The organism is Halomonas sp. BC04 (genome assembly GCF_000568385.1).
Genome location: NZ_AZQX01000205.1, coordinates 1 through 12311, shown reverse-complemented (window position 1 = coordinate 12311; position 12311 = coordinate 1). Strand labels below are relative to the sequence as shown.

The 12311-nt window shown below is 62.4% G+C and carries 9 protein-coding genes and 3 pseudogenes; 4 read left to right on the top strand and 8 right to left on the bottom strand.

Translation table 11 applies throughout. The features are described 5' to 3' along the window. Nucleotides 1-46 precede the first annotated feature (46 nt). From Q427_RS14330 to Q427_RS36940, 3 genes and pseudogenes are all read left to right on the top strand, one after another. Nucleotides 47-1699: a BCCT family transporter gene (locus Q427_RS14330; RefSeq protein ID WP_043515059.1), complete on the top strand. Its 1653-nt coding sequence runs from the start codon at nt 47-49 to the stop codon at nt 1697-1699. 276 nt (nt 1700-1975) lie between these two features. Continuing rightward, the gene (locus Q427_RS30235; protein ID WP_081786015.1) at nt 1976-2275 is read left to right on the top strand and encodes a hypothetical protein; all 300 of its coding nucleotides are present in this window, start codon (nt 1976-1978) and stop codon (nt 2273-2275) included. Nucleotides 2276-2301: 26 nt separating this feature from the next. Continuing rightward, a pseudogene (locus Q427_RS36940) lies at nt 2302-3758 on the top strand (putative bifunctional diguanylate cyclase/phosphodiesterase). Between the two features lie 26 nt (nt 3759-3784). On the opposite strand, the gene Q427_RS34150 reads toward Q427_RS36940, so the two are convergent. The 5 genes and pseudogenes from Q427_RS34150 to Q427_RS14305 form a co-directional block, all read right to left on the bottom strand. Continuing rightward, nucleotides 3785-4648 carry a GGDEF domain-containing protein gene (locus tag Q427_RS34150; protein ID WP_231613708.1) on the bottom strand — a complete coding sequence of 288 codons (864 nt, stop codon included), beginning with the start codon at nt 4646-4648 and terminating at the stop codon, nt 3785-3787. A 401-nt stretch (nt 4649-5049) separates the two neighbouring features. After that, nucleotides 5050-5898, bottom strand: a pseudogene (locus Q427_RS34145) (GAF domain-containing protein); the annotation flags it as partial. Nucleotides 5899-6042: 144 nt separating this feature from the next. Then, on the bottom strand, nt 6043-6768 hold the full coding sequence (locus tag Q427_RS14315; RefSeq protein WP_043515056.1) for a 3'-5' exonuclease: 726 nt from the start codon (nt 6766-6768) through the stop codon (nt 6043-6045). A 3-nt stretch (nt 6769-6771) separates the two neighbouring features. Then, a complete protein-coding gene (locus Q427_RS14310) occupies nt 6772-8685 on the bottom strand; it encodes a DUF294 nucleotidyltransferase-like domain-containing protein (protein ID WP_043515053.1) in 1914 nt (637 codons plus the stop codon). 147 nt (nt 8686-8832) lie between these two features. After that, nucleotides 8833-9231 carry a DUF4168 domain-containing protein gene (locus Q427_RS14305; protein ID WP_043515051.1) on the bottom strand — a complete coding sequence of 133 codons (399 nt, stop codon included), beginning with the start codon at nt 9229-9231 and terminating at the stop codon, nt 8833-8835. Nucleotides 9232-9438: 207 nt separating this feature from the next. Here Q427_RS14305 and Q427_RS14300 point away from each other — a divergent pair, with 207 nt between their 5' ends. Further along, complete coding sequence (locus tag Q427_RS14300) at nt 9439-10359, top strand: DMT family transporter (protein WP_043515049.1); 921 nt, start codon at nt 9439-9441, stop codon at nt 10357-10359. Nucleotides 10360-10372: 13 nt separating this feature from the next. On the opposite strand, the gene mtgA is transcribed toward Q427_RS14300, so the two are convergent. The 3 genes and pseudogenes from mtgA to Q427_RS14285 all read right to left on the bottom strand — a co-directional run. Then, nucleotides 10373-11086: a monofunctional biosynthetic peptidoglycan transglycosylase gene (gene mtgA / locus Q427_RS14295; protein ID WP_043515047.1), complete on the bottom strand. Its 714-nt coding sequence runs from the start codon at nt 11084-11086 to the stop codon at nt 10373-10375. A gap of 24 nt (nt 11087-11110) precedes the next feature. Beyond that, nucleotides 11111-11965, bottom strand: a complete 855-nt coding sequence (gene fghA, locus Q427_RS14290; RefSeq protein WP_043515044.1) for an S-formylglutathione hydrolase — start codon at nt 11963-11965, stop codon at nt 11111-11113. Nucleotides 11966-12103: 138 nt separating this feature from the next. Next, nucleotides 12104-12311 (bottom strand): annotated as a pseudogene (locus Q427_RS14285) (S-(hydroxymethyl)glutathione dehydrogenase); the annotation flags it as partial.

Below are 12311 nucleotides of genomic sequence, written 5' to 3'. Positions count from 1 at the left end.
CATGCCGCCATAAACCCGACGACACCAATTGCAAGGGAGACGTCTCGTGGCCAACCCACACAAAGACGAAAACGACAAGGAGCCGAACAGCGGCTCCGAAGGCATTCCGGCCCCGGAGGGACCGGCGAACCTCATCGATACCGATTACGTCATCGGACAGGACAACATTACCGCCTCGCCGATGGGCGTTAACCTGGACCTGCACGGCAAGGTCTTCGTGTTCTCGTCGATCGTGGTGCTGTTCTTCGTGATCATCACCCTGGCACTGCAGGATCAGGTCGCGCCACTCTTCTCTGCCACCTTTAGCTTCCTGACCGGGAACATGGCCTGGTTCTTCCTGCTGGCCGCCAATATCTTCGTTCTTCTCGCGATCATCTTGATCTTCACACCCCTGGCGAAGGTGCGTATCGGCGGTCAGGACGCCAAACCGGACTTCAGCTACATCGGCTGGTTCTCGATGCTGTTCGCCGCCGGCATGGGCATTGGCCTGATGTACTTTGGCGTCTCCGAGCCCATGGACCACTACCAGGCCGCCTTGGGGGGAATCGCTACCGAGAACGGCGTGCGGACGGACTGGGCCCCGCTTGGCGGCGCCGAGGGCAACGAACAAGCGGCGGTTGCGCTAGGCATGGCCGCGACGATTTTCCACTGGGGGCTACACCCCTGGGGTATCTACGCCATCGTGGCGCTGGCGTTGGCGATCTTCTCGTTCAACAAGGGGCTGCCACTGACCATGCGCTCGATCTTCTACCCGATCCTGGGGGAGCGCGTATGGGGCTGGCCGGGCCATGTGATCGATATCCTGGCAGTATTCGCCACCCTTTTCGGCCTCGCGACCTCCCTCGGTTTCGGCGCCCAACAGGCCACCAACGGCCTCAACGATCTGTTCGGTATTCCCGACAACAACGTCACCATGGTGCTGCTGGTCGTGAGCATCACCATCGTGGCCATGGGCTCGATCTTCCTGGGGGTCGACAAGGGTGTGCGGCGCCTCTCTCAGATCAACATGGGTCTGGCGTTCCTGCTGCTCGCCTTCGTGATCATCGTCGGCCCGACGCTGATGATTGCCACCGGCTTCTTTCAGAACCTGATGGGCTACATCGTCAACCTGCCGGCGCTTTCCAACCCATTCGGCCGCGAAGATGCCAACTTCAGCCAGGGCTGGACCGCCTTCTACTGGGCCTGGTGGATTTCCTGGTCACCGTTCGTCGGCATGTTCATCGCTCGGGTGTCCCGCGGGCGCACCGTGCGCGAATTCCTGATCGCGGTGCTGCTGGTACCGTCCACCGTATCCGTGCTGTGGATGACCTCCTTCGGCAGCGCCGGCATCGAACAGCTGCTCGCCGGTACCTTCGAGGGCGAGGCGGATGCACTCTTCGTGATGCTGGCCGGCTTGCCGCTGACCGAGATCACCTCCTTCATCGCCATCACCCTGGTGATCGTGTTCTTTATCACATCGTCGGACTCCGGCTCGCTGGTGATCGATTCCATCACCGCCGGGGGCAAGGTCGACGCACCCAAGCCCCAGCGCCTCTTCTGGGCGGTAATCGAGGGCGCCATCGCCATTGCCCTGCTGCTGGGTGGCGGTCTGGCGGCCCTTCAAGCCGCGGTGATTTCCACCGGCTTGCCCTTCACGCTGGTGCTTCTGGTCGCCTGCTATGCCATCGTCAAGGGCCTGATGAGCGAACCACGAAGCTGAGCTTGAACCAGGCCTGAAAAGTTAAAAGTGTGACAAAAGGCGGCCCTGGGGCCGCCTTTTTTCAGCATCCCTCAAGGCGCTAGACCCTGCTATGATGACTCGCTTCAAGCCGAGCACACGAGTGACGCGCGACTATGCAGGTTTCACGACATCAGGATAGTGCTGTTAGTCAAGGCCACCGGGATAAGGCCTTCGGCCACTGGTAACCCGTTCTCGCATCGGGCATATTTCAGTAAGCCCACATGACAATTACGATAAAGGAGCCGTTCTACGCCCATGATGGCACCCGAAGACGCCTTCCGTCTGCTCGCCGATGGCTTGGGCAAAGCCGGCACTCCACAGGCATTCGATCACCTGGTCGAACGCATCGCTTCGATTTTCGATGGGGACCATGTTCTGATTGGCAAGGTGATGCCCGATGGCAAGACCATTCTCACCGCTGCCTTGTGGTCCCGGGGAAATCTGCTGCCAGCCGCAGCCTACGAGCTGGTCGGCACACCTTGCGAGCATGTCTTGAACGACGAGCTCTGCCAGTTCCCCGACAGCCTTCGCGAACGTTTCCCCGATAATGGCTGATCAGGGAGCTCGGTGCAGAAAGCTACATGGGCATCCCCCTCCGAGCGCCGAGTGGACAGTTGCTCGGCCTGCTGGCGCTGATGTGCAATCGCCCGTTATCGTTGCCCGCCTTTGCACCGGAGGTGCTGCGCATCGCCGCCACCCAGGCGGGCGCCGAGATGGCACGTCGCATGGCGGAGGAAACCCGCCGCAGCAGTGACCAGCATATCGAGCAGCTCATCTACTGGGACAGCGTCACGGGATTGCCCAACCGACGCCACTTCATGGAGCGACTTCAAGAGGCGTGCGACCAGGCCCAGCTTCAAGGCAAGAGCCTGGGGCTGCTCTATCTGGACCTTCAGCGCTTCCGTCAGATCAACGATACCCAGGGCCATGAACGAGGTGACCTGCTGCTGGCCGATATCGCCGGCCGATTCGGAGCCCAGGCCGAACCCGGCGAGTTCGTTGCTCGCCTGGGGGGGGACGAGTTCATGGTACTGCTGACCAATACGCGCCCAGCCGCCATGGCGCATGCGATCGAGCGTTACCGCAATAGCCTATCGCCACCGATCCAGATCGCTGACCGCAGCTTCTCGATTTCTGCCAGCGTCGGCGCGGCACTCTTCCCGCGTGATGCCGATAATGCCCAGTCACTGTTCCAGCACGCCAGTATTGCGCTCAATCATGCCAAGCGAGACGACAGCCGGACACGCTTCTTCAATACCAACATGGCCGATGAGCTTCATCAGCGTGAATTTCTGCAGCTACGCTTCATCGAGGCACTGAACCAGGGTCGCCTCACGCTGCACTACCAGCCCCAGTTCTGCCTCAAGAGTGGCAAGCTGAAAGGCGCCGAAGCCCTCTGCCGCTGGCATGACGAGATTCTCGGCCATGTCAGCCCCGGAACCTTCATCCCCTTGGCCGAGGAGCAGGGCTGATCCGGCAGCTGGGTGACTGGGTGCTGGACGAGGCGTGCAATCAGCTGCATGCCTGGGATGCCCAGGACAAGCCGTTTGACGGTCGATTGTGTGTCAATGTCTCGGCCCAGCAGATGGACGACCCACGCTTGGCTGAGCATGTCCAACGCCTCGCAACCCGCGTGGCCCCCGGGCGTCTCGGCCTCGAGCTTACCGAGAGCGGCCTGATGCGCAACCCAGAGCAGACCGTGCGCATCACCCGCGCCCTGCATGATGCAGGCTTCGGCCTGGCAATCGACGATTTCGGAACCGGTTACTCATCGCTGACCTATCTCAAGCGCTTTGCCGCCGATACGCTGAAGATCGATATGTCCTTCGTACAAGACATGCTCAAGAGCAGTCACGATCACGCCATCGTTGCCACCATTATCGCCATGGCCGAGACCCTGGGGATGCATACCGTGGCCGAAGGCGTCGAAGAGGCCGAGCAGGCCGAGGCGCTGAAAGCACTGGGCTGCAGCGGTGTCCAAGGTTTCTATTACGGCAGGCCGGTGGACGGCAAGACCTTTGCCGATCTCTGGCTCTAGGCCCGCCTGAGCCGGAGATCGACCGCTTACGTGGCAGAAGCAGCAGGCGTCGTGTCGTTGGCCTCGTCGATGTGAGCCAGGCAGATCCGGTCGCGGCCTTCGCTCTTGGCGCGGTACATCGCCTGATCCGCCCGCTTGACCAGGGTCTTGCGGCTGTCCCCGGGCTGCCACAGCGCCACGCCAATGCTCGCGGTAATCGTCTGGGACAAACCCTCGAAGACAAGCGACGCGATCAGCCTGCGCAGCCGCTCGGCAAGTCCAAGCGCCGCCTCGCGACCCGTTTCGGTCGCCAGCACCACGAACTCCTCGCCTCCCCAGCGCCCCATGTGGTCGCAGCTGCGCAGCGACTGCGATACGCCCTGCGACAACACCCTCAAGACATGATCTCCCATTTCATGGCCGAACCGGTCGTTGATGCGCTTGAAGTGGTCGGCATCGAACAGCAGCAGGGCGAAGACGCGCCCGTAACGCTCGGCGGCACCCAGCTCGAAATCGATCGCCTGCTCGACCCGGTAACGATTCCAGACACCGGTGAGGTTGTCGAAGTGAGCCAACTGCTCCAGTCGGCGATTGGCCTCACCCAGGGCCTGCTGCTCCTGTCGCAGGCGGGCGTTGAGCCGGTCCACTTCGTGGACTGAGGCCGCCAGTGCCAGGTCTTCGCCGAGGGCTACCGCCGCGATACGTTCGATCCGCTCCCAGGCAATACTGCGCCCACTCACCTCTTCTCGCCAGGCGGAGTGACGGCCAGGCAGAGGCGGCTCTGAGACGGGTTCACGTCGCTGCTGCTGGCGAAGCCGGCTGGGCGCAACGGCCCAGTAGAGGGTCTCGATCTGTTCATGACGAAAGAACAGCAGCCAGTCACGACGCCCGGGGTTGAGCCGCAGCGGCACGGCCAACAGGCCACACACACCATCCAGTGCCAGCCTTTCGTGAACGTGTGCGATGCCATCTCTGAAGCGTACCAGGGACCGTCATGAATATGCTCGGCTTCCAGACTCGTCACCAGGTCAAGCAGGGGGCCATGAGCCGGCACCTCACCGAAGCCGAATAGCGCCCCGTCATGGAGCAGTGCGACCCCCTGGACACGAAACAGAAGCAACCACTCAGCCCCGTGTCGCCTTACCAGCGCTTCCGGACTGGAGAGGCGCTGGCGTTCCCGGGTCAGCAGGTCACGGCTGTCCTGTACCCGCTGCAGATAACGGGCCTCCTGCCTCGCACGAAGCAGGAACAGTCGCTGGGAGGCCATCTGCACCAGCACCTTGGCCGCCTCGCGAACTGCTGGCGCCAGCGGCACCGGGCCCAGGCCGTGCCCGACCAGCAGGCCCCATAACCCATGCTGCCCACGAATGCCAATGGAGAGCATGGCGCCGACCCCGAGATGCTCCTGATAGCCTACCTGCTCCGGTGATGCCGCACGCAGTACGCTGGCATTCAAGTCCTCACGCTGGTTTCTCCGCGCCGATTCGTGCGTCAGCACCGCCACCGGCGCCGCCTGTACGTCGGGCACGCTGCGTACCGGACTCTCCTCGAAGAGCCGCCGTGCCTGGGCCGGGAAATCGCTGGCGGGAAAATGCTGGCCACGCAAGGAGGGCACTCCGTCGCCACAGTGCTCGGCAATGATCTTGCCATGGCGGTCGGCATCGAAACGGCAGACCAGCACCCGCTCATGGCCGGTGAGATGGGCCACCCCTTCGACCAGGGTATTCAGCAACGTCTCGATGCTGTCGGTTTCACCAATACATCTCAGCCACTCGTTGACCTGCCCCATGAGGCGCCGCTGCCCCTGGGAGCGACGCGGCTCGATCTCCACCACGATACGATCATCACGTCGGTGGGCACTGACTTGAACACGAAGCGTCGAACCGGCGACCTTGCGAGTGACGGCCAGCGGCGCCGACATGCGCGACCGGCCCCGGATATCTCGCTTCAGGGTCCTTGCCAGCCGCCGACCCAGCAACTGGGCTAGCGACGCGTTCAATACCTCCGTCATGGGCAGGGATGTCAGCTCGGTCAGGTTGGCACTGGCCCTGAGCACGGTGTCGGCGTCCGCGTCGAGCACAAGCAGCCAGCCGCAGGGCTGGATATTGCCTGCAGCACCAAGGAGCCCCGGCTCTTCAGGCTCGCTCTGTGAGGAGATCATGACGGCGCTACCTCGCTTGCCAGCCCCAAATGGTAGCCGACCAACTTACGGACGATAGTGACCATTCTCGCCCCACCGACTCGATCCTGAACGCTGGAATACCGCACGTGTCCATGGCCAACTCACGCGCTGCCGCCGAGGCCGCTAGCTCCAAAGCTCACCAACCGCTACCTGGGGTCGGTAGTGAGTGGCGATCTGGGCCTGGAACAACTCGGCCGTGGCCAGGGCATCGAGCAGCGCATGGTGGCCCTGGTACGCGGGCAGGCCATAGCGTGCCCGGCTGTCGCCCAGGCGTATCGATACCGGTGGCCGGCGCATCCAGCGGCGAAAGCGTGCCCAGAGCGAGAGCCGGTGTCGCCGCGCTTCCAGTGACATGGTATCGATGACGGGAAAGCGAAGCCCCTCACCCAGCCGCGACTTGGCCGCCTCATCCAGGAACGGCCGCTCGATATGTCGGAAGTGCACTACCGCAAGGCGGCCGGCCATGGCTTCGAGCAGATCGGGCAGCACCGCCGCCAGGTCCGGGGCCTCGGCGATTTCCGAATGGGTGATGTGATGGAAGGTGATCGACTCGCTGGACAGCGTGCGGGTTGGTCGCACCAGCCAATAGCGACGTTCGGCCCAGTGAATTCGCTCTAGGGTGAAAGGCACCAGGCCAATGCTGACGATATCGTGGCGACGTGCATCGAGCCCGGTGGTCTCCATGTCCAGCGCCACCAGGGGCACCTCGCCGATGGGGATCTCCGGGGGCGGGCAGCCGGCAGCAAAGTAGCGGGCCAGCTCAGGGCGCGAGGCCTCGCCGGCTCGCGCGGCAAGATACCCCGGCCAGTCGGGAAGCGAGCGCTGTGGCATCAGACGATACGGGGGCATGACCTAGCGAGACCGGCCGGCGCGGGCCGGGATCGGGTATCGATACTTGAGGAACTTCTGTGCGTTGCTCAGGACCTGAAAGGCGTCCTTGAGGTTGTGCCGCTCGCTATCCTCGACGTTCTCCGGCTCGATGTTGTTGTCGGGCACCCGGTCCTGCTGGATATCGATGACCTGATGGCGTATCCGTGCCATGGCTATCAGCTCCAGTGCATAGCGCAACTTCTCGCCGGCCCCCGGTGCCAGCAACTGGGTGTTACCGATGGCATCGAGGCGCTCGAAACTGTTCTGGGCCTGAGTGCCGCAAGCCAGGGCATGCACCCGGATCAGGTCGACCATGGGAGCCGTACCGCGTCGCTTGAGGTTGATAGAGTTGTTCTGTTTGCCATCCTTTTCCATCACGAAGGTCCGGAAAAAACCCAGCGGCGGCGTACGGTTCAAGGCATTTCGCGCCATGGCCGCCAGAAACAGTGGGCTCCTTGGGGCCTTCTGAGCTATCAGGTCCTGAAGCTGTTCGACATAGGCCTCTTCACCGAAGCTGCTGTCCAGGTCGAAGAAGATCGAGCTGTGCAGCAGCCGTTCGGGAGTGGGGTTGTCGATCCAGTCGCTGAAGTAGCGTTTCCATACCGCCAGGGGCTGGCGCCACTTGGCGTTGGTGGCCATCACGTCGCCCTTGCAGTAGGTGTAACCACAGGCATCGAGACCATCGCTGACCCGCTGTGCCAAGGCCAGAAAATAGGCGTCGTGTCGTTTGGCATCGAAGGTGTCGGAGAGCACCAGGGCATGATCCTGGTCGGTGACGATGGACTGCTCGTTGCGAGCCATGGAACCATTGACCATGAAGCAGTAGGGAACCGGCGGCGGCCCCAACTCCTCTTCGGCCAGTTCCAGCAAACGCCGGGTGAAGCTGCGGCCTATGGTCGACAAGGCACTGCCTACCATCTGCGAATTGGCGCCCTCTTCCACCATGCGCACGAAGGCGGCACGCACATCGGGGGCCAGCTTGGCCAACCCCTCGGCGCTGGACTGGTTGAAGATATTACTGACCAGGTAGAGGCTGCTGTGGGTTTCGTAGCGGATGATGTCCGAGAGGTGCACGATACCCACCGGTCGGCGACGGTGCAGCACCGGCAAATGGTGAATGTTGTTGCGCAGCATGCACAGCATCGCCTCATGCACCGATTCGTCGGACTGGATGGTGATCAGCCGCTCGCCGAGCAGTTCGCCGACGGGGGTATCAGGCGGTAGGCCCTCGGCCACGACCCGCGTGCGAAAGTCACTGTCGGTCAGGATGCCCCGGACCATCCAGGGACGGTCTTCACTATCGGTGAAGGTGTAGCGCGGGTTGTCGTCCGGCGAATCCAGTACCAGTGCCGCCGAGGCCTGGGCGCCCCCTATCTGGCGGGCCGCTTCCTGTACCGTCGTGGTGGCCACGATCATGACCGGATAGCGCGTCAGTAGCTTGCGTACCCGGGTGATCATCATGTCATTGGCTTGCTTGTGCTGCTCTACCGCGGCCTCCATGCGTGGCCGGCCCAGTTCCACGAAGTCGGCGAAATGCTCGTCGGCCTCGCAGAGTCGATGAAACAGCGGCTCGGGAATGAAGTAGATCAGCGTATCTTCCAGCGCCCGCGCCGGGAAGCGAACCCGATGATTTCGCAGCAGGCTGAAATGGCCGAAAATGTCCCCCTCACCCAGGCGATTGTAGAGATCGCCGTTGCGACGATAGACCTCCACGGCGCCGCTGCGGATATAGCACAGCTCATGCAGTTCCTGCTCGAGCACAAGGATATCGCTACCCGCCTTGAAATAGCCCACCTCCACCTGTCCTGCCAATTCATCGAGCAGATCGTCGGAGAGGCTCTCGAAGGGAGGAAAGCGACTCATGTGCTGACGAATTTCCCGTAGCTCCACTTCCATGCGTCACCCCGCTAGCAGCGCAAGATAAAGTAGCGACCAGTGTGTAAGGCACTGCCCGGCTGTAAAGCGCCGTATACGACTCCCGAATAGCAGAAAGGCCACCCGGAGGTGGCCTTTCGTCTTCACGCTGCCAATGGCGGCATCACATCATGACTGCTCGGCCATCTGCTGCACACGCTGCATCAGCTCGGGGTCCTGCTGAATGGCATGACCGATAGCGTTGAAGGTATCCACGTCGAGACCGCTGTCCTCGACCACTTCCACCATCTTGTCATTGGCTTCCATGCGCACTTCCTGCTGAGTCTGCTCATCCTCGGCGGCGTGCAGGCGCTCGGTGTACTCCTGGGAAATCACGGCGATATCCTGAGACGCATCGGCGAACTGCTGCAGCTGGTCGTCAGAAAAATCCTGGGCGGGGGCGGCGGCTTGCGGCGGCTGCTGCGGATCGGCCGCCGGATCTTGCGCTGCGTCCTGAGCGTGTGCCTGAGCGGCCATGAGACCGGCGGTGAGCAGAGCGGCCGAGAACAGTGCAGTCATCCGTTGCATGAAATACCTCCAAACGTATTGCGTGGGTGTGTTGCGGTACGTGGGACTGTGACGCAAGGGAAAAGCATGGGTTCAAAACTTTCATGTAACGGAGTGTAGTGCTTCCATGCCAGAAATACTTACCCTGCTAGCTTCTACCCGGCCCCAGGACGCAGTATCGTCCCTACCACCGTCCCTACTTTATTTGCACAAGGATGCTGTCTGTCAATGAGCGCTCCCCTCCACTCCCGGCTCGATACCGTTCTGCTGGCAGGTATGCCAATACTGTTCGTGATCCTCTGGAGTACCGGTTTCATCGGCGCCAAGTTCGGCCTACCCCATGCCGAACCCTTCACCTTCCTGTTCGTGCGCTTCGTGCTGACCCTCATGCTGCTGGTGCCGCTGGTCAAACTGTTCAAGGGCGGCTGGCCACAAGGCCCCCGACTATGGGGGCATATCGGCGTTTCCGGGATGCTGGTGCACGGCGCCTACCTGGGCGGCGTCTTCTATGGGATCTACCTGGGCATGCCGGCAGGCCTGGCTGCGCTGTTGGTGGGCCTGCAGCCACTGCTGACGGCCACTCTGGCCAGCCCGCTGCTGGGCGAGAGAATTTCTGCGATTCAGTGGCTCGGTCTGCTGCTGGGGCTTGCCGGTATCGTGATGGTGCTGGGCAGCAAGCTAGACCCGGGGGCGGCGCTGTTTCAAGGCTTCGGCCTGGGCGCCCTGGCCAGCATCCTGGCCGCGCTGGCGGGGATTACCCTGGGCACCCTGTACCAGAAGCGCTTCTGTACCGGCATGCCCTTGCTTTCCGGCACCGTGGTGCAATACCTGGCGGCAGGCTGCCTGCTGGGCCTCGGCGCCCTGCTGTTCGAGGAGCGCAGCATCGACTGGACCCCCACCTTCGTCCTGACCATGGCCTGGCTGGTACTGGTGCTCTCGATCAGCGCAATCCTGCTGCTGATGGCGCTGATCCGTCGCGGCGAAGCCTCCCGGGTGGCAAGTCTCTTCTATCTGGTGCCACCGGTCACGGCACTGCAGGCCTGGTGGTTGTTCGATGAGCGACTGCCATTGATAGGGCTGGTGGGCATGGTCGTCACCATTTTCGGCGTCGTGCTGGCCGTTCGCTACAAGCCGGCAAGCCAGGCATGACGCCATCATCGACTCAGTCGACGGCCAGCCGCTGCAGGTAAGTCGGGCCGCCGAGGTTGCGCATCTGCTGGCGTATCCACTGACTGCGACGCTCCGTGTGTGGGCCCGGCCGAGCGGCATCCCAGGCTCGAGGATTGGGCAGTATCGCGGCCAGCCGGCTCGCCTGCACTTCGTTCACCTGGGTGGCCGACACACCGAAATAGTGCTGTGCGGCGGCCTCGAGACCGAATACACCATTGTCCCACTCGACGATATTGAGGTAGACCTCGAGGATTCGCTCCTTGGGCCACAGCGTTTCGATCAGCAGGGTAAACCAGGCCTCGAGCCCCTTGCGGGCCCAGCTTCGCCCGGTCCAGAGAAACAGGTTCTTGGCAGTCTGCTGGCTGATGGTACTGGCACCTCGCAGGCGTGCGCCGGAGCGGCTCGCTTCCCAGGCGCGCCGCATCTCGGCGACATCAAAACCCCGGTGATCGGGAAAGCGTTGATCCTCGGCAGCAATCACCGCCAGCTTGGCATGGTCGGAGAGCTCCTCCCATGAGCGCCACTGATGCTGGATGGGTAGCGATTCGCCGGAAAGCCAGGCCTCGACCTTGCGCTCCAGCATCACCATCGAGCCGTAGGCCGGCACGTAGCGCATCATCAGTACCAGCACCAGCGACAAGACGACGAAGGCGGCCCCGACCAGGGCCGCCCAGCGCAGGACACGAAAGAAAACGGCGCGGATCATGCCACGCCTGACAGCGTTTGTTGATCAGCGTTTGAAGAGATACTCGGCATGATAGCGCAGGTGGTCCTCGATGAAGCTGGCGATGAAGTAGTAGCTGTGATCATACCCCGGCTGGCGACGCAGCGTCAGTGGGTGATCGTGTGCATGGCAAACCGCCTCGAGTCGCTCGGGCTTGAGCTGCTCGTCAAGAAAATCATCCTCCTCCCCCTGATCGATGAACAGCGGTTGACTCGACGCGCCCTTGGCCACCAGCTCGCAGGCATCGTACTGGGTCCAGCTGCCGGGGTCATCACCCAGGTACTCGTGGAAGGCCTTGCGCCCCCAAGGGCACTGGCTGGGGTTGACGATCGGCGCAAACGCCGAGACCGAGCGATAGTGGCCAGGTCGACGCAGCGCCATGATCAAGGCGCCATGACCGCCCATGGAGTGTCCGCTGATGGCCTCACGCCCATTGAGCGGAAAGTGTTGCCGAACCACAGAGGGCAGCTCCTCGGTCACGTAGTCATACATCCGATAATGCGTCTTCCAAGGCTCACGGGAGGCATTGACGTAGAATCCGGCACCGGAGCCGAGATCGTAGCTATCGTGCTCACCCGGCAGATCGGTACCGCGGGGGCTGGTATCCGGACAGACAATGGCAATACCCAGCTCTGCCGCCACACGGTGAGCCCCAGCCTTCTGCATGAAGTTCTCATCGGTACAGGTCAGCCCCGACAGCCACCAGAACAGCGGCACCCGCTCGGTCTCGGCCTGGGGTGGCAGGAAAATGGCGAATACCATCTCGCAGTCAAGCGCCCGCGAGCGGTGCCGGTAGCGCTTGTGCCAGCCACCAAAGCTCTTGTTGGCCGATACCAGTTCGAGCTTCTCAGTCATAGTCATAACTCTCTCCAGGCGCAGGAAAAAAGCGGCGCGTATTGCTTTCATCGCGCGTCACGCGGCTTCGGGCGTGACTAATAAGCGACGGGTGTCATTCACGTGGCTCCGGGCGCGTGTCATTCACGTGGCTCCGGACGCGTCTCAATAGCGAAGCACGGTACGGATACTCTTGCCGGCGTGCAGCAGCTCGAAGGCCTCGTTGATCTGCTCGAAGGGCAAGTCGTGGGTGATGAACTCGTCGATCTTGATCTCGCCGTCCATGTAGCGCTGCACGTAGCCGGGAAGCTCGGAGCGCCCCTTCACCCCACCGAAGGCCGAGCCTTTCCAGACCCTTCCGGTGACCAGTTGG